The sequence below is a fragment of the Acinetobacter sp. QJM3NY_42 genome (assembly GCF_056173745.1).
This window is the reverse complement of sequence record NZ_CM149689.1, coordinates 471695-493369: the sequence shown is the minus strand read 5'-3', so window position 1 is coordinate 493369 and position 21675 is coordinate 471695. Positions and strand designations below refer to the sequence as shown.

Here is a 21675-nt window from a genome sequence, read left to right as displayed (position 1 = left end):
ATTCGCCGAAATGAACCATTCAAAAACAAGTATTTAACCCCTGTTTTTCAGGCTGCATTTGCCAGTTCTTCTGCCAATTGCTCTGCCTGTTCGAGTACAGTCTCAGTAGCCAGTAAAGCCATATCAGGTGGATAACCATACTTCTTGAGTAGTCGTTTCACGATGACTCTCAGCTTTGCTCTGGCAGCTTCTTTAATGGTCCAATCCAAGGTCACGTTCTTGCGAATAGACTCGGTCAGAACAACAGCGAGTTCGCGTAGGATCTCCTTCTGCATTAACTCTCGAGCACTCTCGTTATCCGCGACAGCAGAGTAGAAGGCATATTCATATTCAGTCAGGTTCAGCTCTTCAGCGAGCTTGTCTGATTCTTGGATTGCTCTAGCTAACTTGATCAGCTCATCAATGACTTCTGCTGCGGTGAGTACCTTGTTCTGATAGCCCTTAATCGCAGAGCTCAGCATATCCATCAGCTTCTTGCCTTGGGTCACACTGCGCTGCTCTCGCACCTTGATCTCATCACTAAGTAGTTTTTTAAGGGTCTCCAGTGCAATGTTCTTGTGCTTGTAGCCTTTCATCTCCTGCATGAACTCATCAGAGAGAATAGAGATGTCTGGTTTCTGGATTCCTGCAGCATCAAAGATGTCCACCACCTGTTCAGTCACCAGTGCCTGGTCAATAGTTTGTTTAACCTTGGCTTCCAATGCTTCATTACTCAGGCCTGAGATTTTGCCTGAGCCATCACTGAACTTGGCCAGTCGTGCTTTCACAGCCTGGAAGAATGCAACCACTGGTGCTGCTTCCATCGCACTTGGATGAGGGACAGCTAATGCAAATGCCTGTGACATGGCTGATACAGCATTAAGGAATCGTGTCTTACCTTCGCCCTGATCTACACCGAGGATGTGTTCCTCAGCTTCCAGAATGATGTTCAACTTACGAGAGGTATCGGCTGTGAAGTATTCCTGATAATTAAAGCCATGCATAATGCCATCAAGCACTTCGAGTTTCTCTTGCAGGATGGTTGCAGCTTCGTCTTGAACCAGTGCAGGATCACCCTTACCACCTGCCTCAGAGTAGAATGACAGAGCCTCTTTCAGATCTGAGGCAATACCAAGGTAATCGACAACTAAGCCACCAATCTTGTCTTTGTAGACTCGGTTCACTCGTGCAATCGCTTGCATGAGGTTATGGCCTTTCATTGGCTTGTCGATGTATAGCGTGTGCATACTCGGTGCATCGAAACCAGTCAGCCACATATCACGAACAATCACAAGTTTCAGCTTGTCATCATTGTCCTTCATACGATTGGCCAGGATTTGGCGTTGTTGCTTGGTCGTATGGTGTTTGGCAATCTCCTTACCATCAGAAGCAGATGAGGTCATCACCACTTTGATCACACCATCGTTTAGATCATCGCTATGCCATTCTGGTTTGATCGTTACAATTTCGTTGTAGAGGTCGACAGCAATCCTGCGGGACATGCTGACGATCATGCCCTTACCTTGGTTTGCATTTGCAACAAGACGTTGTTCAAAGTGTTCTACGATGTCTTTGGCAATGGCTTTGATACGCTCTTTACTACCAATGAGTCCTTCGACTCTTGCCCACTTGGCTCGCTCTTTTTGTGTCTGGTTGAGGTCTTCTTCAGTGAACTGGTCATCAAAGTCTTCAATCAGCTCTTTGCCTTCCTCACTGATGGCAATCTTGGCGAGTCGGCTTTCATAGAAGATGCGAACGGTAGCACCATCCTCAACAGCCTGAGAGATGTCATAGATGTCGACATAGTTACCAAACACTGCAGGTGTATTGACATCTGTCTTCTCAATTGGTGTACCAGTGAAGCCAAGGTAAGTAGCATTCGGTAATGCATCGCGCATGTACTTGGCAAAGCCATAGACAGTACGTTTACCTACTACCTTGCCATCATCATCTTTAACATCCACTTCCTTTGCGTTGAAACCATACTGTGAGCGATGTGCCTCATCTGCAATCACTACAATATTGGTTCGGTCTGAGAGTTGCTCGTAGACACTTCCACCATCTTCTGGTTGGAACTTCTGGATGGTGGTGAAGATCACCCCACCTGAACCAACCTTGAGTAGCTCTTTGAGTTCTTCTCGATTCTCTGCCTGCTTAGGTGTTTGACGAAGTAATTGACTGGATGCAGCAAAGGTTCCATACAGTTGATCATCCAGGTCGTTCCGGTCTGTGATCACGACTACTGTTGGGTTATCCAAAGCCAGGACAATCTTGCCTGTATAGAACACCATGGACAGAGACTTACCTGAGCCTTGTGTGTGCCAAACGACACCTGCCTTTTTGTCTCCTACTGCTTGTTGTTGCACAAGTTCGAGCTTACTTCTGCCTTGATGCTGCATTGCGACTTCTGCAGACTTCGAGTCCGAGTTCACTGCAGACGCACGAATAGTAGAGAGGACTGCTGCATTCACTGCATAGTACTGATGGTATGCAGCCATCTTCTTGATGGTCTTAATAGTGATCAAGCCATTGGCATCTTCTTGTTTGTTGGATTCAAAAACAATGAAGTGCCTAATCATGTCCAGTAAAGTCACTGGATTCAGTAAACCATGAATTAAGACTTCAAGCTGTGCCTGCGTATTCTTTGCTTTGGTTTGACCATTAGTTGTCTTCCACGCCATGTAACGACTCAGGTCTGCTGATACAGTCCCTGCTTTCGCCTCTAAACCATCAGAGATGACGTTGAAAGCATTGTAAGTAAACAGTGATGGGATCTGGCTTTGATAAGTCTGGATCTGCTTATATGCGCCATCTACAGTAGCATTTTCATCAGTAGCGTTCTTGAGTTCGATGACTACCAATGGTAAGCCATTCACATACAGGATCAGGTCTGGTCGTCGGGTCCAACGATCTTCTTTGATGGTGACTTGGTTGATGACTAGAAATTCGTTATTGGTTGGTTCATTGAGATCAATCAGCCAGGCATATTCACCTTGAGTGTTACCATCCTTGCTGACTTCAATGTTGATGCCTTCAGTGAGTAAGCGATGGAATGTCTGGTTGTTGCTGAGCATATCAGGGGATTGTAAATTGGTGACTTGCTTCAGTGCTTCAACGTACTTGTCTTCATTCAAGTGAGGATTGAGACGCTGCAATGCTTCAAGCACCTTGGCTTCCAAGATGACCTGCTTATAGCTTCGCAGAGGATTGCTTCCTTTGGATTCGATCTCAGGTCCATACACATAGGTATAGCCCATTCCCTCCAGTTGCTCTATCGCCATCAGCTCAATATCTGATTCGGTCATCTTAGTCACTTGATTACTTCCCCCTAAACTTATCCATATAACCTGGACTCATTAATTTTTATATGATGTAAAGCTGAGAAACCTTATTCATCGTCCTGCACGTTATAGCCATACTTCTGCACAGCTTTATCAATAGAGCCCTCAAACTTATGGCAAACATATAGATAGAGTTCAGCATCTACCATCAGTACTCCAGGAACACCTAAACCATCATTGAGTGGAATCAGAGTCTTTTGTGAACCTATCTGAACTGTTGGTCGTTGGTATGAGCAATTCACAGTGACTTTATGTGGCGATCTATTCCAGTCAATTCTCTTGGCTTCCCACTCACGACTACCGCCCAGCAAGGTGACTTGAATCTTGGATTCTGTCGCAGTCTTGTTCAGTTGTTTGTAAGAGACAAACTTAGCTACTGAACAAGGAGAGTGATAACAGGTTTCTATGACTTTACCTTTTTGTATGCCGCTATGATTGAATTTAGCCGGTGCTGCTTGAACGGTTGCAGCAAAGCTAACTACAGCAATCAAGCCAAATCCCATTTGAATCATGCGCTTTATCATTCTGTTTTTCCTCTTTGTTCTCTTTTACTTAATCCATCGGCACAGCGATCTTGTGAATCTTCCAACTTAAGCCATCACGAACCATGAGCACTTTGACTTCTTTGGATTGGTCTTGATCTTTAATGACCACCTCAAAGTCATTCATTGAGGTATAGCCTGCTTCATACTCTGGCTTAGGTTGTTCTTGTGTTTCAGCAGTTTGTGTATCTTGGGGATTTTGTTCAGCATCTTTCAAGTTTTTACCCTTGAGCATCAAGGTCATTCCTTCAGGAGTAACAAAGCCATCAACCATCTTGTCGACCATAGTTGAAGCCAGCATTGCACCTAATGCTGCAAATCCATCATTGTCTTGATTCATCAGCTCTTTAGCCATCTTGGCATTCATTTGATCTTTGAAACTCTGACGAACACTTGGATAGTCGATGTACTTCGATACTGTATCGCTATCGCCTGCTTGTGCTGCTTTCTTGATGTTGTTGAGTGCAAGATATGGTGTTGCATACAAATAGCCACAGATCACGACTACGATTGCTATTAAAGCACCTAGCAGCTTCTTGTTCATGTTTACCCCCTGAATGTAAAAAAGGTGAAGCCATCAAATGACTTCACCTCAATGTTATGCAACTTCTTCTGTTTGGTATTGGACTCTGACTTCACCACTCATTAGCTTTGGTAGAAGCGTGTCTCTTAAGTTTTCAAGTGTTTGGATTTGTAGTTGATTTGCTTTGACCTTATCAAAATAAGACTTAACCTGTTCTGTAAACTCCTGAATAAGATCATCCTCTGGCAAAGCAATTTCAATTCCTTTCAGAAGAGCTGTGTTTACAGCAGTAACGATAGATGAGGTTGAACCTAATGTATCAAAATTGAATTGCTTCAAGAAGCAGTAAAGTAATTCACTTGTTAAACGCTTTTTGATTTGGAATTGTGCAATTGCCTCATTTGATACCATATTCTCAATTGCTATTCCAACCCGTCCGACTGTCATCTTAAAGCTCAACATTACAGTCCCTTCAGGAATAATTGGAATATTGAAATGGTCTATAGTTGATATAGGTAAGTATTCACTTGAATAAGTCACAAAAATACCATGAGCACCTAAGTCTTTAATAGACACCCATTTCATATCATTAGTATTATCAGAAAACCAATGACTTTCTTTTCTAGGTGGAGTTCTTCCTATTTGTAGCTTTGCCAAGTCTTGTAATTGGAATATCTCCCAATCCTCTTTCGCTTCCTCAATAAACCATTGACGAAACAGTGTTTCAGCCATGGCTTCCAAGGTCTTGTTCTGACGATGCAGTAAGTCAATCTTGTCATCTAATGATGAAAGGACTAAGGCTATGGCTTTTTGTTCAGGGAGAGGAAAAGAAGGTATTTCCATTGTCAACAAAGCATTAATTTGCATGTTGGGCTGAGTAGAAGTACCGCCAGAGATGTTTTCAATAAAGCCCTGATAACTAGAGGTTCTGAAGTTAAAATAAATAAATTTGCTGTCAAAACATTGAGTATCAACTCTTAATCGTATCAAACCATTATTGAAGACAGCAGATACGTCACGTTTAATGAATTGATTAACTCCAACCGTATTACCTGTTCGAGCAACTATTATGTCACCAGCTTTCAGTTGGAATTTTTCATAATTCTTAGATTCAACTTCAGTGTATCCCCAATCTTCAAAAGCTTTAGATTGGGATACATCCTGAATTCGCAGACATCTAATTGGTGTTGGGTAACTTACAATAGGTGCTCTCTTAATAGCATCCAATCCAGTATTTGAAGATACTAGCGTTTCCCCTAAGGTGATGAACTTAACACTCATACAATCACCTTTGCCAAATTCTCAGCAATGGCTTGGTTTAGCTTAGCTTCCTCTGCAAGCTGTACCTCAAACTCTGCTTTCAGGCTAGTAAAACGCTCCTTAAAGTCAAAATCATCTTCATCATCAGCTAAACCAACATAACGACCTGGAGTCAAAACATAATCAAGCTCTGCCACTTTATCCAAGGTCACAGATGCACAGAAGCCTGCTACATCCTCATACTCACCATCTTTGTTACGCCAATTGTGGTAAGTGTCAGTAATCAGCTTAATATCTTCATCAGACAATACTTTGGTTCTGCGGTTAATGAGATGACCCAAGTTACGAGCATCAATGAATAGGATTTCATTGCTACGATCTTTGTATTGGGTTGAACCAACACGATCACGACGCATAAACCATAAAGCAGCAGGAATCTGAGTATTCAAGAACAGCTTGGCAGGTAGATTCACAATACAGTCAATGACATTGGCTTCTGAAACCAAGGCTTTACGAATCTCACCCTCACCACTGGTCTTAGAAGTCAATGCACCTTTCGCAAGGACTACACCTGCCTGACCTTTAGGTGACATGTGATACAGGAAGTGTTGCATCCATGCGAAGTTGGCATTACCCGCAGGAGGTGTGCCCAATGACCAGCGAGCATCTCCCACCAATTGCTCACCACTCCAGTCAGAGACGTTGAATGGTGGGTTGGCAATGATGTAATCAGCCTTCAGGTCTTTGTGTGCATCATTCAGGAATGAACCCTCAGAGTTCCATTTCACATGCTCTGAGTTGATGCCACGAATTGCCAGGTTCATCTTGGCCAAACGCCAAGTGGTCTGGTTACTTTCTTGACCATAGATGGAAATGTCATCAACCAAGCCCTGATGCGACTCTACGAACTTCTCAGACTGAACGAACATCCCACCCGAACCACAGCAAGGATCGAATACACGTCCTTTGTATGGCTCAAGCATATTGACCAATAGGCTTACGATGGATTTAGGTGTGTAGAACTGCCCGCCTTGCTTACCTTCAGCTAAAGCGAACTCACCAAGGAAGTACTCAAATACGTGCCCTAGAACGTCAGCAGAGCGAGATTTCGCATCACCTAGTGCAATGTTACCAATCAGATCAATCAGCTCTCCTAGGCTCGTAGGATCGAGATTCTGACGTGCATAGACTTTAGGAAGTACACCTTTCAATTGAGGGTTGTCATTCTCGATGGCTTCCATTGCATCATCGACTAACTTGCCAATGTTAGGTTGTTTGGCTTGGTTTAACAGGAATGACCAACGTGCATTCTCAGGAACGAAGAAGACGTTGTATGCAGTGTATTCATCACGGTCTTCAGGGTCAGCTCCTGCAAACTCTCCTTCACCTAAAACCAGTAAGTTGTAGTGGGCTTCAAATGAGTCAGAGATGTACTTCAAGAAGATCAAACCAAGAACAACATGCTTGTACTCAGCAGCATCAATGTTCTTGCGAAGTTTGTCTGCTGCTTTCCACAGTACAACCTCTAATGGTTCTTGTTTGGTTTCTTTCTTTGGAGCACGAGCCATAAAATCAACCTGCAATGAATAGCTTATCTAGTTTTAGTTAGGTGAATAGTAACCAATATTGAGTACGTGTGTAAGTACGTGCGTGACATGAATTGACGTTCTTTTTATTCCTTGAAACCAATGAATGAAGATTGAGGATGCTCTGTTCCCTTCACTTAAGCATATACCGAGGAGCAAATACGCAGTATTTGTGACGAGGGTATATGCTTAAGTGAAGGCCAGCGAATGAAAGACCAATAAACCAAGAGAAGAAGTGCGAAGCGTGCTTCGTATCAATGAGGAGCATCGAGCGTGCGAAGATGCGACGAGTTATAGATACGAAGCACATTGATATGCTAGTTACCTAGCGATCATAGATCTCAAAGATGCCAAAATTATCGTAATATTTGAAAGCCAATGGATTAGCATAATACTGAGCCTTAATACTGTCTGATCTTGGTTTTCTTGTCGGGCTTGGTTCTTTAGGTAATTGGACATGAGAGAAGTTACGTCTTGCACTAAATACAAAAACCAAATCAGAGAATCCCTCTTTTTTTGACTTTCTATCAGCTAGATCAACTCTAACCATTCTGTGTCTAACGCCACTATTTCGTCTTACTCTGAGTTTTGCATTGGGATTATTCTTGGCTTGTAAGTAAGCGATTGCCTGATCAAAAACATGCGTGAGACTATTCATATAACTATCAATGTTTCTTTGGGTCATAGGAGGCTGAATGTTCTCCAGCACTTGAAGCTGACATTTCTTCCAATAATCTATCTTCTTCTTAATCCCTTCGACTGTAAATTCTTTAGAAGAAACATTGTCAGGCTCAATAAACAGATGAAGCTCATTTACTCTTTGATAGACATCAAAGCCTATATCATCTTTACATTTGAAATTCTCAAGCTCTTTGATTCTAGGAACCTGTCCTCGATATAGGTTGAAAATGACTTGAATCTGCTTAAAGTGTTCCCTTTTAAACAAAATGATGCATTTACAACCATGAGTAAACGAACACTTTCCGTTTGGTTGTACATAGTGACCTATCTTTGTCTTAGGGTTAGCTTTTCTTGAATCGGGTGAATACCAATACACTTTATAAGGAATATTGAATTTGTCTGCTTGCTGACAAACTTTTAAAGCAATATGTTGAAGATGTGAATAATCCATAAATGAAACCAGAATACTCAAATTTCATGGATTTTAAGAGAATTGTTCTTCTTATACTATATCTTTCACTTTTATAGGAATTGTTCTAAATACCTACATTTAGAATATAGCTACCCCTACCATTAATTAATAGTATAATTATATAATATATTCATATATTCAACATAACAATCAATCGTTTAGCTACTTTTTAACCAATCAAAAACCTGATCAGATCATAGTGACAACATAGTAGTCTTTCGCTCACTAGCTATTCCCCCAACATAGTACAGACCAGATATCCAGGAACTTACCACTACTGAACTTAAGACTTTTCGTTCATATGCTATATAGACTCAACATAGAATAACCCTGTAAGAGGTTACAACATAGATCTAAGGATTTTGCAGCACATTTTATCCTATCTTGAGCATCCGCTAAGCCCCATCGCTATTTTTTAACTTAGGTTGGATTTCCAGCGATGGGGTAGTAATTCCTCAATCTTGGTCACTTTATGTGTCTGCAACCTTCTCAGCACATCACTAGTGTGCTGTCTATAACCGTCGTTAAATCCATAAATAGGTGTCCACTTAAAATGTAATGGACACTATCGCGATATTAATGAATTAGAAAAAGTAGGGCTTATCGGACGATTACTCCTTTCTTGTTTTATCCTATCTTGGTTTATCTCATCTTGGTTTATCTCATCTTGGTTTATCCTATCTAAGGTTATCCTATCCAATGGCTAGATCAACTACACCTAACACTCATGGCTTCATCTGTGAAGATCACCACATTGAAGTACAAAAGTGAGTTGAGCATTTCATGAGTTGAAGCAATAGCATCAGAACTAGATCAGACAATTTATCCTATCTTAAAAACTGTCTCAAAATACTGATGTGTTTTGTGTTGGGTAAGAATCCTTTTCCAGATAGCATACCCGGGGGGTAGTCTCCCCCATGGTGTGTTCAGATGTAAGAATCCTGCCTTCATACTAATGTGAGCAATTTTCTCAAAACTTTTGGTTTACCCTTAGGTCCAATGGATGCTGCAGATACACTCCGTCATCTCTGACTCGAGACACAGTTATGGATCTTGGCAGAAGACCAATGATGTCAATTTGGTTAGACGTGTGAATACCTGATTCATTGAGGTACATCATAATTGCATCGTAAATTTCATCTTGGCTTAATCTGACATGAGTAGGCGTAATTTTCATGTTGGTTTCCTTTGATTTGGGTTTGAGTTAATGGGTTATCCCAAACCACCGCCCAGGAGGGCGACACTTCATTCCTATTGGTTTGACTTCTCCATTGACACAGTAGCGATCTGATAGATGGAACATTCTCCGATAAGCTGCCTTAACTATTCATCGTAATTTCATTGTTTTAGATTAAGCTCATCCCATATCATTTGATTATGTTACATATTCAATTATTGGGGAGTGAATTGTATGGTTGGACAACGTGGTGGTAGTAGAGAAGGTGCCGGAAGAAAGTCTTTGTACGACGAACCAACAAAGGTTGTACGTGTTCCTGAGTCTCGTGTCATTGAGATCAAGAATTACCTGGTCCAATCCAAGGAAGCCAGATTCAATGATGTAGCTTCGATCACGTTGGTTGATCGAAGTACCTCCATGCATATTCCTTTGGCTTCAGAGAAGGTTGCAGCTGGCTTCCCTTCTCCTGCACAAGACTATGTAGACAAAACCTTGGACATGAATGAACACCTCATCAAAAATGAAGCTGCCACATTTGTTGTAAAAGTCGCTTCACTTTCTATGAGAGATGCAGGTATTGAGATTGACGATGAGCTCGTTGTTGACCGAAGCATTGAAGCCAAGCATGAAGACATCGTGATTGCACTAATCGACAATGAGTTCACTGTAAAACGCCTCATGATCGAAGGTAATGATAATCGTTGGCTTAAAGCAGAGAACCCTGAGTATTCCGACATTCATCTGCAAGATGGACAGGAAATGGTAATTTGGGGTGTAGTGACTTTTGTCATCAAGCCATTCAGAAAGCGTTAATACTTGATTGGTTTCATGCTCATGCAAGCATCTCACCAGAAAATCTATGCGCTGGTAGACATCAATAATTGCTATGTCAGTTGTGAGCGTATCTTCAACCCTAGCCTGAACAATAAGCCTGTCATTGTGCTATCCAACAATGATGGCTGTGCTGTGGCACGTTCCCAGGAAGCCAAAGACTTGGGCATCAAGATGGGTGTTCCTCTATTTCAGATCAAGGATATCGTCGAACAGCATCAGGTACAGGTGCTATCGAGCAACTATGCACTGTATGCCGAGATGTCTCGCAGATTCATGAAAATCCTAGCCGATTTTGTATCGCCAAAAGAGCAGGAGATTTACTCAATTGACGAGTGCTTTCTCGATCTGACAACTCATTCAGGGAATTACGACTTGAATAAATATGCTCATCAGATTCGTCAGCGTATGTTTTCTTGGCTTGGTTTACCTGTATGTATTGGTATTGGACGCTCAAAGACTGAAGCGAAACTGGCGAACCATATTGCCAAGAAGAACGATTACTTCAATGGTATCTGCAACTTGATTTCAATGGATCATTGCTCGACAGAATTGCTTTATCAGTCAATTGAAGTAAATGAGATTTGGGGTGTAGGACGTAAACATACGAAGAAGCTCAACAGTATGGGCATCCATTCTGTAATGGACTTTGTCATGGCTTCTCCTCTGATGATCAGGGACCAATTCTCTATAGTGATGCACAGAACCTTATTGGAACTACATGGAATTGCTTGCATTGAACTGGAACATACTCCACCTGCAAAGAAGCAAATCATTGCTAGCCGTTCTTTTGGGCAGAGAGTATCTACCACATTGATGATCTTAAAGAAGCCATGTCATTGTATGTCATGGATGCGGTTAGCAGACTGAGAGATGATAATCTACTGTGTGGTTGTCTGATTGGTTTCGTTCAATCAAATCCATTTGACAGCTCAAAGCCCTTCTACAACAAGTCTTTATCCTTGGCTTTACCAGAACCTACCAACAACCTATTAGTGCTCTCCAAACTCGCTACAGCGATGATTGATGGCCTGTATGCAAAGGATATAACATTCAAGAAATGTGGCGTGATTCTGACGTGTCTCGAACCAAAGGAAAACCATGTGTATGACATGTTCACTGATATGAAATATATCGAGATCAATGATGCTTTGATGGATTCTATGGAAAGCATTCATACCAAGTTTGGTAAAAGCAAACTTGCCTTAGGTGCTAGTATGCTGCCGAATCGAAACTGGAAGATGACTCGAGATCGTCTGACCCAAAACTACTTTAAGTGGGATCAACTGCTTTGTATAAAATAATTGCCCTCTAATAATAGACGGCATTGTTTTCACGTCTGCCTACAGCAATCACGATGACAACTATCTCGCCAATGGCCTCATAAACCAGACGATAACCAATACTACGAAGTTTGATCTTGTAGCGGTTAGGATTTCCTGACAACTTGTTTTGGGAATACGAGGATTCTCCAAAACCTTGATCAACTTCTTCAATGGTTGCTTAATACTTGGATTCAGCTTGCTCCATTCTGCTAATGCTTCTTCTAAAAAGTCTAACTTATAGGTCATCAATATTCACTCGAACGCGTTTTTGGTTCGCACGAGCATCTGCAATCTTATTCAGTTCCAGGTCTTCAAGTTGTTCCATCATCGTTTCATACAGATCAGCTGGAACACAGTAAAACGCTGGTGTATTACGATTGAGGATTGCGACAGGTTCGCCTTTGCCTGCCAACACTGTATCCATCGGACTCTTTTTGAGTTCAGTAATACTTGCAGTCATTCGTGCATGGATGAGTTGAGTCATATTTAAGCCTCTATAGAATTAGGGTTTAGCATCTGGGTGAATTACTACAAGTAATGCAGGCACAATAGCGTACTCAAGAGTGCAATTAAATGTACTTAAGAACTCCTACAAGAAACCTAAATGAATACAAAAGAGCGGTAAATCCTTAAATGCGTAGTTACTATTCTTAAACGCTGATTCAGCTATATCCGATTTCCTATAGAATAAGCTCAAGCTAATGATGCATATCAATTATTAGAAACATTCCAACAGGTTAAAGAGACTGTAAATGACGAAAAATGTATGGGGAATTCATATGGACCGTTCAGTAGGCTTAACACCTATTGAACATGGTTTTATTGGAATTGGTTGGCCTGAATTAGGTGATCTGTCAAAATTTACCGATAGAGACAGCCTTAAATTGGCATTGAAGGAAGCACAACCAATAGCTACTGAGTCATCAATAAGAAGCCAATCAAGTCCTTTATTCAGATTCATTAATGAAATGAAGGTAGGTGATTATGTTGTTTACCCATCTAAAACTGATCGCATGATTTATGTTGGAACCATCTCAAGTGACTACTATTTTGATGGAGTCATAGCAGATGATGAATATCAAAATAGAAGAAAAGTGACTTGGATTACATCTAATGGAATTCCAAGAAATAGCTTTTCCCAATCAACATTAAATGAGTTAGGGGCTTTCATTACCATCTTTAGTATCAAACCAAAAACATCAAATGAAATCTTCCAACATCTTGGTTTAACTGATGATATTCAATTGGATATAGAGGTTTCATCTGTTCTCGAAGATGAATTGGCTGAAACTGTAGATGACAAAGAATACTTAGCCAAATCAATTAATGAGACAGCTAAAACTTCCACAGAAGACTTCATTATCGGGCAGCTATACTCAAACTTAAATGGGTATCAGTTTGAAGAGTTCGTAGCACACCTCCTTGAATGTATGGGCTATGTTGCAAGAATTACCCAAAGATCAGGTGATGGGGGCGTTGATATTATTGCTCATAAAGATGTACTTGGATTTGAGCCACCAATCATCAAAGTTCAATGTAAGAGAACACAGTCAGTAAATGGCTTACCTGAAATTAATCAACTTCTAGGAACGTTAAGTGATGACGAATATGCTCTATTCGTCAATTTAGGTGGCTATACAATTCAAGCAAGAAATAAGGCAACCAATAAGTCCAGATTGCGCTTGATTGATGGCAAAGAGCTAGTTAGCTTAATTTACAAGTACTACGATAGTTTTAGCCCGCAATATCGAGCATTAATTCCTTTAAGAAGAATCTATGTTCCTGATCTAGGTTAAATCGTATATCACAGACAATAAATGCCTAACGAAAATTTAGGCATTTATTTGGTCATTATTTAGAACTGAAAAATGTAGCAAAGTGAATGATACCTTACGCTTCTTTAGCTACCCGATATACTGTTGCTATTCCGCAATTAACTGCTTTTGCAATTTCATGCTTCGTCATTGTTTTCAATACTAGCAATTCTTTGATCCTTTTGTGCTTGGCTTCATTTAGTTTCTTACCTGATGGTTTATAGCCTGAACGCTCTAAGCCTTGTTTGATATGCTCAATACGCTTCTCGTTGTCTAAGCGAGTCATGGTCGCCAGGAGGTCAATCAGCACGTTGTTAATCAGCCCCAAAATAGAGCTTGTGATATTGTCATTCACTTGGATTAGGTGATGAGTGGTTGGAAGATCCGCGACAATTAATCGGAGTCCTTTCTCTTGAATTCTTCGTTTGAGTTCATTGAAGTCGTGTTGAGTTAGTCGTGATAGCCGTTCCACACTTTCACCAAGCAACACATCTCCTTAGTTTGCTTCCTGCAGCAACTTATTCAACTCTGGTCGTTCGAGCTTGGTACCAGTGTAATGCTCAACATAGATAATTGGTTTCCCCAATTCTAACGAGTCGTTGAGAGTATTCAGTTCAGCCAATGCCCTTTGTGCATCTTGATCTTTGGTAGAGGCTCGAAGATAGATTCGTGTATTCATGTTTTGTCATTTGTACTTAGATTATCAAGTACTATGATAATACTGTCATTTGATTATGGTTTTAAGTCTAATGATAGTAGCTATTTACCGTTTCGTTGTTTCTCATTCGGGTATAGCCCAATGACAGCTAGTATTAGCGAGTATTTAGCATATAATGAAATACTTATTATAGAGGGGTAAATTTATGAAATTTTTGGCTTTAACATTGCTTGCTAGTATTTCAACTGTAGCAGTTGCTTATCCAGGTAGCAGTCTTGATTCATCAACATATGTATCTGATTCATCTATTTATGGATCTAATTCTAATTCATCAGATAGATACCGTAGCACGAGCTATAACAACATTGGCAACAATACTTATGGTAGTGATGGTTCAAGCTATCGTAGTAATGGTAACTACACATACGGTACAAGCCCTAACAATTTAGGCGAAAGCTATAGAAGAAGTGGCAATACCACATACGGTACTGGATATGACAATCGTGGGTACAGCTCCACTCGCATAAGTCCTAACTCCTCTGTTACTCGTGACCAAGATGGAAATATTGGTACCTGCATCAATATCGGTAATACAGTTACTTGTAACTAGGAATCCTAGGAAGGGCTTTATTAAGTAACCTGAGTATTTAAGGACTCGCCTCCTTTATCATTAGTTAAAAAAAAATGGATGCAGTCTAGCTCAACTGATCAATCAAAGATCAATTGCTTAGCCTATCTATTGCACTTCCTATTCCCACAAATTACATTTATTAGACCTTTTCAGTTGGTGCGATTGTTTGTTTCGAACCAAGAGTTTTACCGCAAGTGATCTCTTGGAAAATAAGCGCTAAGTGGGGGAAAGCGGGGTTATTGACATTTCCCCGCTTTTCTTTTGCCTAATTATAGTAGGTCATCAATTTAACAAGGCTAAGCATTGAAAATGCAATCTTTATCAAACCATCAAATTCAAGATCATCTATTACGTTCTGGTTTTACTAAAATCCCCCCCAAAGACCCCAATAACTACAAAGTCATTGGATTCAAAAAGCCACACTTACATCATCCAATCTATGTAAAAGCAACCAACAATTTCCCGTTGGTGATACATGACACATATGATGCTATCAGACCTAAATTGCTGAAAATTGATGGAGTACACGTCGACACTGGTAAAGAGTATTACAACTCGAATATGAAGGAATTTAACACGAAGATAAATCCTAATAGCTCATCAAAAAACCCCACTCCAACTAAATTTGGTTTGGATTTTGGATTTGCAAACACCAATGCACTTCAAAAATTTTTAGAAGCATCTTGCCCCGATTGTTAAAGCTAACCCAATGGCCAAGGTGAGCCCTGAAGATGTAGATGACTCCTTTGATGAGTCAACACCACCTACAGAAAAGGACGCAATCATCAAAGCTAGAATTGGACAAGGAGCTTACAGGAAAGCCTTACTAGATTATTGGAATGGTTGTGCAGTAACTGGTTGTACAAGAAAGGCATTTCTCATTTCTTCACATATTATCCCATGGAGCAAGGATAAAGAGGCTCGTCTTGATCCATTCAATGGTTTACTTCTTACACCTACACTAGACCGAGCTTTTGACAATGGTTTGATCAGCTTCAAAGATGATGGCTTGATCCTATTGAGCTCAGCACTGAGTAAGACTGATCTAGAGCTATTACATTTGGATGCAACTCTTCGTTTACGAAAAGTTGATGTTAAGCATCTACCTTACTTAGCTTGGCACAGGGCTAACTTATTCAAATCTTAATGGGTAGTGTCACTTCCTTTTGTCCTTGCGACACTGCCCCTTTCGGGCGTGTCTGGGACATCGAAAGTGACATCTTTCCTATACATTAGACCTTGGGTTCAAGTTGGTTGGCTCTCAGCTCCATTCATCATATTACTATTCATTAAACACGTCTTACCAATCAACTGCATCTACATCATATTCTCCCAAAAATTCTGCAGATCCTATTCAGGGCTATATCAGTTGATCAGTAAGACTTGCTGGTTTTTACAAAGGAAGGTTCACACTAAAGCTATTTTCTTTAAGTACAAACCCTTCTAGGCACCGGAGGTGCCCACTACTCTCAAATGATGTAATAGACATTACTTACATACGCACCCATTCTCTTCTTTCCTTGTTTAATGCTCTTATTAAAAATCAACATCTCTAACCGTTCCCTTATAAGGGCAGAACTAAGCTCGCTACTTAGGCTTAAATAATCGTAAAGTTCTTTAGTGGTAACACCACCTAGCCCATTTGATGCAATAAATGATTTAATATGCTCTAACTCTTTAACAATCTGATATAGAACATGACGGTATTGTTCAAAAACCGATAAGTCGTGTTCATCTTGCTGTGGTTCAGTAATGGCTAAATCCTTAAGAAGTTGCAGCAGTAGCTGAGTTGTCGTTTGGGGGTCTGTTCTCATCCCCTCTTGAAGCAATTCTTTGATAATTTGAAGAACAGTTTGCTGTGACATATTAAGCTCCACTCATTTTGAATGGAATCGAAATTACACTCAACAAGAAGATCTTGTCAAATTAGTTTTCAATAAAAATCAATACTTTAACCACAATATCTCTCACTTACCCATTTGAATACGTACGTACTCACGTACTTATATGAAATTTGGTATAGCTCATTATCTCCATATAAAATAGTCATATGTGATTAAAGGACAAGGAGGTCCGCAATGAAACCCATATCTGCATATACTGTCATACTTAATACCATAGCTAACTGTGTAAATAAGATTTGTGCTATGGGACCTTTTCGTGAAGAAGATGCTAAATCAACATTTTTTGTTGAACCAAAATTGCATCGCAAGCTTGAAGTGGTTAGTGAATTATTAGGTTTAACCAAACAAGAGATTTACACAAAGGCTTTACGCAATTACCTTAATGACGGTTATCTCAATGATATAGACATAGAATCATTTATTGACGAAGTTGCTTAAACAAAAGCTCCCAAGGATGGGAGCTTTTTTTCATCTAAGAAGTCTCTTTCACTACCTGCTGATAAGAATAATCATAAGGTGATACATAACCCTTGGTTTCAATATCCACCAAGTATTGACTCCACCACTGCATCATTCGCTTACGCTCGTAGAGATACTCAGCCACATGAGTGTAAGCACCTACTACATCATTGCGCTCTTGATGGCTCATTTGCTTCTCAATTGCATCTCTTTGGAATAGACCACTTTCCCCTAAAGCTGAACGTGCCATGGCTCTAAAACCATGAAAGCAAACATCCTTCTGTGTGTCATATCCCATACGTCGTAAAGCAACATTAAAGGTATTCTCACTCAAGAATACTGTACTGCTAAAAGGACTTGGAAAAACCAATTCAGAGTTTCCAACTAGCTTCTTTACCTGATACAGCAAAGCAATAGCTTGTTCAGATAATGGAACAATATGCGGCTCTTTCATCTTAGCCCCACGATCCGAATGCTTGATACCATTTACTAGGTTTCGCTTTGCAGGCAATACCCATTGTTGTTTACTGAAATCAATTTCATCCCAACGAGCAAATCGTAGTTCAGATGAACGAATGAAAATATGTAAGCCAAGCTCCATACACAGCTTTGTCAACTCATCGCCTGAATCAGCTCTAATGCGTCGTATTAGCTCAGGTAATCTGTGTAGTGGTAATGCAGGCCTATGATTCTTAGGAGCCGAAAGATCAAGACTCTCCATTTCTCGTGCATGGTTTACTTCAATTAAACCGTATTGCACTGCATAGCTAAAGATGAGAATAAGGTCAGCTCTAATTCGTTGAGCATTATCAGCACTCTTTTCATAGATATGGTTTAGCACTTTACGAAGATGCTTGGGACGAAGATCATCAATTGGGTAATGACCTAACATTGGGAATAGATGATTTTCTAGTTTACGAATGCGCTTATGCTTTGTATGTTCTTCTAATGGTTTTCGCTTGGCATATTGTTCAAGCCATTCTCTTGCAACAGATTCAAGAGAGTGCCGTACCTTATCGATTTTGTACTCTCCCCTCCCAAGAACTTCATCAACCTCTTTACCTAAAGCAATTGATCGCCTATATTCAGCACTCTTCTCTCGAGCGAGAGCCAATGGTAATTCAGGAAATGTTCCTAACTTGATCTTGTGAGTTTTACCAAAATCATCTCGCAGACGAAGCATCCATGTTCTTGCACCCGAAGGACGTACTACAAGATAGAGCCCATCTCCGTCAAAGAGACTATATTCTTTGTCTGTTGGTTTAGCTCGTTCAACTTGTCTTGCTGTTAAAGGTTTTGTAATTTTAGCCATCTGATTTCACCATGAAAACAAGGGAAAATCAGGTACTCATTTAGGGACTTATTTGCCAGAATGACCACCTGAAATCAGGCTAATAAGATCATTGAGTTTTTAACGACTGGTAAACGCAGATTATTGATTTTAGACAATAAAAAAGGCTCTAAGTCTTAATGTGCTTAGAGCCTTTTTAGGTAACTGGTCCCGAGGGTCGGACTCGAACCGACACGTCATCTCTGACAGCGGATTTTGAGTCCGCCGCGTCTACCAATTTCACCACCTCGGGAAGAAGAGTGGGTGTGTGTATAATAGCGTCTTTCCAAATGTTGTCAATGTAAAGTACTGACTGTTTGCCTATTTTTAAATCACAATAAAAGCAATAGCTGAACAAAACCGTATTTTTTCCATCATTAATCAAAAAGCACTATACTAGGTACAATTTTTTAATTGTTTTGTGTCATGCAACTTTCTGACTTTTCTTTTAACCTCCCCGATGAATTAATTGCACGTTACCCTCTAGCACAGCGTAGTGCTTCAAGGCTTTTACACTTAAATAGTGAGGGCCAATATAGCGATCGTCACTTTACCGATATTCTGGAATTGTTTGAACCCGGTGATCTGCTGGTCCTGAATGATACCAAAGTTATGAAGGCTCGACTTAAAGGCAGGCGTGCAACTGGTGGAGCAGTTGAAATACTGGTAGAACGTATTTTTGATCAGACTATTGCCCACTGTCATATTAAAGCCAGTAATTCACCTAAAGCTGGTGCAGAGCTGTTTATTGGTGCAGATGAGGTTAAAGTCACTGTACAAGGCCGCCATGAGAACCTGTTCGTTGTCGAGTTTTCACAACCGATTTTGCAGGTCCTGGATCAGCACGGGCAATTACCCATTCCGCCTTATTTTAACCGTGAAGCAGAGGCGATTGACAGCGAGCGTTATCAGACGGTATTTCACGATCCAGAGAAAATTGCCAGTGTTGCTGCACCTACTGCCAGTCTGCATTTTGATGAAGTACTTTTAAACAAATTATCAGAAAAAGGTGTACAGCAAGCATTTGTTACCCTGCATGTAGGCGCTGGTACTTTTTTACCTGTTCGTAGTATAGACATTGAAAATCATATTATGCACAGTGAATGGTGTGAAGTGCCCGAGAATACGGTAGAGTTGATTAAGCAGGTACAAACTCGCGGTAATAAAGTTATTGCAGTAGGTACTACTGCTACACGTGCACTTGAAAGCGCAGCGCAGGCTCATAATGGTAAAATTGAGGCATGGACTGGAGATACTCAGATCTTTATTTATCCGGGTTATCAGTTCTGTGTAGTAGACCGGCTGATCACCAACTTCCATTTGCCGGAGTCTACCCTGCTGATGCTGGTTTCAGCACTTTCAACACGTGATTATATTCTGGCAGCGTATGAGCATGCCGTAAGAGAACATTACCGTTTCTTCAGTTATGGTGATGCCATGCTGATCGATAAAACAGTGAACAGGTAAATAGTTATGCCGGTTGAAACTGTTAAATATACGCTACGTATTCATCGCAAGATCAACCGGCAGGTTCTGGATAATATCGCCCGGCTGTGGCAAGTGGGCCAACAGGCAAAGACCTATCAGGATATTCTAGATGGACTCCATCCTTGGGGAGATCATCCTGGCCTGAAATTCAATAATGTATTACCTTTCATACTGCTCGTTATAGCAAGTGGCTTTACATTATTTGGAATATTTTTTATACAGCACGGCCTTATTGCCGGATTAAGCTTTTTAACTGCCTTTGCTTTGGGACTATTTGCCTATCTCTGTTATGAGTCGGATCAGCCACTCACTGAAGTGATTCAGTTTCTGGAACAGCAGATACTCGAGAAAAAATATCAACTCAACTTTCAGGAATTACCCCCTCATTTTCCAGATTCTACGCAGCCTTTTTTCTTTATCGCCCGGCTTAAAAACCTGTTTCCTGTATTTCAGCAGGGTTCTGTATCAAATATGCTACCTGTATATGCCAGCACTACCTGGAAAGACCAACAGGGCCGAGAGCGGCCAATCATGCTTTTTCAGTACGATTTCATCAATGAAATAAAAATCGCCGGGCAAGATACACAGCAAGTAGCGGTACAAAGAACGCAGAAGACTTTATGGGGAATCTTTGTTTTTGAAGCTCCCGCACTTGGGCTGGCAGTAACAACATCCAATAAAGAGTTTGGTCCTCCGTATAGCTCTGCCTGGTATAGCAGTGACCTACAGATTAACCAGAAATTACGTATTTATGGTCTTGAACCGCTTGAGCTCGCTAAAACCATGACTCCAGCTATGACTTTACGTTTAGATCAGTTCTTTACACAACATTCTGGCGAGCTGCTGTTTCATCATGAACATCATATAATGTGCTTTTTAAACCGGCAGAACCTTTTTAAAATTCATACAAAAGCGCAAAATAGAGAAGATATCTCCAGTTTGCGCGGGCACCTGCGAACATTGCGTTTAGGCGCCTATGAAAAACTGCTAAATAACTTAGAGCAACTTTTACAATAAATAGACTTGAGGAAAATAATGATGGGGTTAGGGCTCTTTATTTTATTTTTTGTGGTTTTGATCATTGCAGTGATCTATATCCGGAACTCGATTATCCGGCATTATAATGCTGCGCAGCGCGCCTGGGCAGATGTAGCCACCTATGAACGGCAGAAAGTCAAGGTTCTTGACGGACTGGCCCCTTTAGTCGAACAATACGCAGGCTTTGAAAAAAGTACCTTAGAGCGGGTCACTGAACTACGTCAGCAGATTATGCAACTTAATCTTAAAAGCACTGATATCTCTCAGCTACAACGGGTAGAAAGCTTGAGTCATGAACTCATGCGTAATCTGAATGTTATAGTTGAGAACTATCCTGAGCTTAAAGCTAATGAAATTTATCTGCGCATGATAAATGAAATTGATGAGCAAAATGAAAATGTCAGTGCCGCTATCAGTATTTTTAACCGTAATGTGGAACTGTTTAATAATCATATCCAGATATTTCCAAATAATATGATCAATACGCTGACTACAGGTAAAAAGGCTATTCGCCCGTTTCGTGACCAGTCTACCCTACAAAACTTTGACTATCGTCCAAACTTTTAAACACGCACCGTTTTGCAACATATCGGTCTGTCTAGTTTTTCATATGCTGCGGCTACATTTAACAGTAGA

General features: G+C 40.6%; 18 protein-coding genes, 1 tRNA gene and 3 pseudogenes. 10 read left to right on the top strand and 12 right to left on the bottom strand.

Annotated features, from left to right (window positions below; translation table 11 throughout):
* Positions 1-47 precede the first annotated feature (47 nt).
* The 6 genes from AC0VYT_RS02285 to AC0VYT_RS02260 all read right to left on the bottom strand — a co-directional run bounded on the left by AC0VYT_RS02285 (position 48) and on the right by AC0VYT_RS02260 (position 8363).
* A complete protein-coding gene (locus AC0VYT_RS02285; protein ID WP_265776561.1) occupies positions 48-3284 on the bottom strand; it encodes a type I restriction endonuclease subunit R in 3237 nt (1078 codons plus the stop codon).
* Between the two features lie 83 nt (positions 3285-3367).
* A complete protein-coding gene (locus AC0VYT_RS02280) occupies positions 3368-3844 on the bottom strand; it encodes a hypothetical protein (RefSeq protein ID WP_248130376.1) in 477 nt (158 codons plus the stop codon).
* A 28-nt stretch (positions 3845-3872) separates the two neighbouring features.
* Complete coding sequence (locus AC0VYT_RS02275) at positions 3873-4406, bottom strand: DUF2939 domain-containing protein (RefSeq protein WP_248130375.1); 534 nt, start codon at positions 4404-4406, stop codon at positions 3873-3875.
* A 54-nt stretch (positions 4407-4460) separates the two neighbouring features.
* The gene (locus tag AC0VYT_RS02270) at positions 4461-5666 is read right to left on the bottom strand and encodes a restriction endonuclease subunit S (RefSeq protein WP_248130374.1); all 1206 of its coding nucleotides are present in this window, start codon (positions 5664-5666) and stop codon (positions 4461-4463) included.
* Entirely contained in the window at positions 5663-7213 is a 1551-nt protein-coding gene (locus AC0VYT_RS02265) for a type I restriction-modification system subunit M (protein WP_248130373.1), read from the bottom strand. Before AC0VYT_RS02265 ends, AC0VYT_RS02270 begins: the two co-directional genes overlap by 4 nt.
* A gap of 343 nt (positions 7214-7556) precedes the next feature.
* Positions 7557-8363: a hypothetical protein gene (locus AC0VYT_RS02260; protein ID WP_248130372.1), complete on the bottom strand. Its 807-nt coding sequence runs from the start codon at positions 8361-8363 to the stop codon at positions 7557-7559.
* A 1432-nt stretch (positions 8364-9795) separates the two neighbouring features.
* Between AC0VYT_RS02260 and AC0VYT_RS02255 the strand changes: the two genes are divergently transcribed.
* Both AC0VYT_RS02255 and AC0VYT_RS02250 read left to right on the top strand, forming a co-directional pair.
* Entirely contained in the window at positions 9796-10374 is a 579-nt protein-coding gene (locus AC0VYT_RS02255; protein WP_248130362.1) for a LexA family protein, read from the top strand.
* Positions 10375-10389: 15 nt separating this feature from the next.
* Positions 10390-11696: pseudogene (locus AC0VYT_RS02250) on the top strand (Y-family DNA polymerase).
* Positions 11697-11703: 7 nt separating this feature from the next.
* Here the strand turns inward: AC0VYT_RS02250 and AC0VYT_RS02245 are convergent.
* Together AC0VYT_RS02245 and AC0VYT_RS02240 are read right to left on the bottom strand one after the other, a co-directional pair.
* Positions 11704-11963: pseudogene (locus tag AC0VYT_RS02245) on the bottom strand (type II toxin-antitoxin system RelE family toxin).
* The gene (locus AC0VYT_RS02240; RefSeq protein ID WP_005021145.1) at positions 11953-12201 is read right to left on the bottom strand and encodes a type II toxin-antitoxin system Phd/YefM family antitoxin; all 249 of its coding nucleotides are present in this window, start codon (positions 12199-12201) and stop codon (positions 11953-11955) included. Before AC0VYT_RS02240 ends, AC0VYT_RS02245 begins: the two are co-directional and overlap by 11 nt.
* A gap of 295 nt (positions 12202-12496) precedes the next feature.
* Between AC0VYT_RS02240 and AC0VYT_RS02235 the strand changes: the two genes are divergently transcribed.
* Entirely contained in the window at positions 12497-13513 is a 1017-nt protein-coding gene (locus AC0VYT_RS02235) for a restriction endonuclease (protein WP_248130363.1), read from the top strand.
* 94 nt (positions 13514-13607) lie between these two features.
* On the opposite strand, the pseudogene AC0VYT_RS02230 reads toward AC0VYT_RS02235, so the two are convergent.
* Positions 13608-14210 (bottom strand): annotated as a pseudogene (locus AC0VYT_RS02230) (recombinase family protein).
* 184 nt (positions 14211-14394) lie between these two features.
* Between AC0VYT_RS02230 and AC0VYT_RS02225 the strand changes: the two are divergent.
* The 3 genes from AC0VYT_RS02225 to AC0VYT_RS02215 all read left to right on the top strand — a co-directional run bounded on the left by AC0VYT_RS02225 (position 14395) and on the right by AC0VYT_RS02215 (position 15967).
* Complete coding sequence (locus AC0VYT_RS02225) at positions 14395-14799, top strand: hypothetical protein (protein ID WP_152342542.1); 405 nt, start codon at positions 14395-14397, stop codon at positions 14797-14799.
* Between the two features lie 324 nt (positions 14800-15123).
* On the top strand, positions 15124-15519 hold the full coding sequence (locus AC0VYT_RS02220) for a hypothetical protein (RefSeq protein ID WP_476496670.1): 396 nt from the start codon (positions 15124-15126) through the stop codon (positions 15517-15519).
* A 10-nt stretch (positions 15520-15529) separates the two neighbouring features.
* Positions 15530-15967, top strand: coding sequence for an HNH endonuclease (locus tag AC0VYT_RS02215; protein ID WP_476496669.1), 438 nt, complete (start codon positions 15530-15532; stop codon positions 15965-15967).
* A gap of 322 nt (positions 15968-16289) precedes the next feature.
* Here the strand turns inward: AC0VYT_RS02215 and AC0VYT_RS02210 are convergent, their stop codons facing one another.
* On the bottom strand, positions 16290-16685 hold the full coding sequence (locus AC0VYT_RS02210) for a hypothetical protein (RefSeq protein WP_248130365.1): 396 nt from the start codon (positions 16683-16685) through the stop codon (positions 16290-16292).
* A gap of 213 nt (positions 16686-16898) precedes the next feature.
* Here AC0VYT_RS02210 and AC0VYT_RS02205 point away from each other — a divergent pair, with 213 nt between their 5' ends.
* On the top strand, positions 16899-17162 hold the full coding sequence (locus AC0VYT_RS02205) for a hypothetical protein (RefSeq protein ID WP_248130366.1): 264 nt from the start codon (positions 16899-16901) through the stop codon (positions 17160-17162).
* 34 nt (positions 17163-17196) lie between these two features.
* Here AC0VYT_RS02205 and AC0VYT_RS02200 read toward each other — a convergent pair whose 3' ends face one another.
* Complete coding sequence (locus AC0VYT_RS02200) at positions 17197-18495, bottom strand: tyrosine-type recombinase/integrase (RefSeq protein ID WP_248130367.1); 1299 nt, start codon at positions 18493-18495, stop codon at positions 17197-17199.
* A gap of 184 nt (positions 18496-18679) precedes the next feature.
* A tRNA-Leu gene (locus AC0VYT_RS02195) sits at positions 18680-18766 on the bottom strand.
* Between the two features lie 173 nt (positions 18767-18939).
* Between AC0VYT_RS02195 and queA the strand changes: the two genes are divergently transcribed.
* The 3 genes from queA to AC0VYT_RS02180 are packed head-to-tail and all read left to right on the top strand — an operon-like array spanning position 18940 to position 21606.
* On the top strand, positions 18940-19980 hold the full coding sequence (gene queA / locus AC0VYT_RS02190; protein WP_101160140.1) for a tRNA preQ1(34) S-adenosylmethionine ribosyltransferase-isomerase QueA: 1041 nt from the start codon (positions 18940-18942) through the stop codon (positions 19978-19980).
* Positions 19981-19986: 6 nt separating this feature from the next.
* Entirely contained in the window at positions 19987-21018 is a 1032-nt protein-coding gene (locus AC0VYT_RS02185) for a hypothetical protein (RefSeq protein WP_005405417.1), read from the top strand.
* Positions 21019-21039: 21 nt separating this feature from the next.
* Positions 21040-21606, top strand: a complete 567-nt coding sequence (locus AC0VYT_RS02180) for a LemA family protein (RefSeq protein ID WP_034433146.1) — start codon at positions 21040-21042, stop codon at positions 21604-21606.
* The last annotated feature ends 69 nt before the right edge of the window (positions 21607-21675 follow it).

What these genes read in the sequence shown, in the direction of transcription:
- AC0VYT_RS02285 (WP_265776561.1), bottom strand. Translation starts at nt 3,284, where the DNA reads ATGACCGAATCAGATATTGAGCTGATGGCGATAGAGCAACTGGAGGGA.
- AC0VYT_RS02280 (WP_248130376.1), bottom strand. Translation starts at nt 3,844, where the DNA reads ATGATAAAGCGCATGATTCAAATGGGATTTGGCTTGATTGCTGTAGTT.
- AC0VYT_RS02275 (WP_248130375.1), bottom strand. Translation starts at nt 4,406, where the DNA reads ATGAACAAGAAGCTGCTAGGTGCTTTAATAGCAATCGTAGTCGTGATC.
- AC0VYT_RS02270 (WP_248130374.1), bottom strand. Translation starts at nt 5,666, where the DNA reads ATGAGTGTTAAGTTCATCACCTTAGGGGAAACGCTAGTATCTTCAAAT.
- AC0VYT_RS02265 (WP_248130373.1), bottom strand. Translation starts at nt 7,213, where the DNA reads ATGGCTCGTGCTCCAAAGAAAGAAACCAAACAAGAACCATTAGAGGTT.
- AC0VYT_RS02260 (WP_248130372.1), bottom strand. Translation starts at nt 8,363, where the DNA reads ATGGATTATTCACATCTTCAACATATTGCTTTAAAAGTTTGTCAGCAA.
- AC0VYT_RS02255 (WP_248130362.1), top strand. Translation starts at nt 9,796, where the DNA reads ATGGTTGGACAACGTGGTGGTAGTAGAGAAGGTGCCGGAAGAAAGTCT.
- AC0VYT_RS02240 (WP_005021145.1), bottom strand. Translation starts at nt 12,201, where the DNA reads ATGACTCAACTCATCCATGCACGAATGACTGCAAGTATTACTGAACTC.
- AC0VYT_RS02235 (WP_248130363.1), top strand. Translation starts at nt 12,497, where the DNA reads ATGGACCGTTCAGTAGGCTTAACACCTATTGAACATGGTTTTATTGGA.
- AC0VYT_RS02225 (WP_152342542.1), top strand. Translation starts at nt 14,395, where the DNA reads ATGAAATTTTTGGCTTTAACATTGCTTGCTAGTATTTCAACTGTAGCA.
- AC0VYT_RS02215 (WP_476496669.1), top strand. Translation starts at nt 15,530, where the DNA reads ATGGCCAAGGTGAGCCCTGAAGATGTAGATGACTCCTTTGATGAGTCA.
- AC0VYT_RS02210 (WP_248130365.1), bottom strand. Translation starts at nt 16,685, where the DNA reads ATGTCACAGCAAACTGTTCTTCAAATTATCAAAGAATTGCTTCAAGAG.
- AC0VYT_RS02205 (WP_248130366.1), top strand. Translation starts at nt 16,899, where the DNA reads ATGAAACCCATATCTGCATATACTGTCATACTTAATACCATAGCTAAC.
- AC0VYT_RS02200 (WP_248130367.1), bottom strand. Translation starts at nt 18,495, where the DNA reads ATGGCTAAAATTACAAAACCTTTAACAGCAAGACAAGTTGAACGAGCT.
- queA (WP_101160140.1), top strand. Translation starts at nt 18,940, where the DNA reads ATGCAACTTTCTGACTTTTCTTTTAACCTCCCCGATGAATTAATTGCA.
- AC0VYT_RS02185 (WP_005405417.1), top strand. Translation starts at nt 19,987, where the DNA reads ATGCCGGTTGAAACTGTTAAATATACGCTACGTATTCATCGCAAGATC.
- AC0VYT_RS02180 (WP_034433146.1), top strand. Translation starts at nt 21,040, where the DNA reads ATGGGGTTAGGGCTCTTTATTTTATTTTTTGTGGTTTTGATCATTGCA.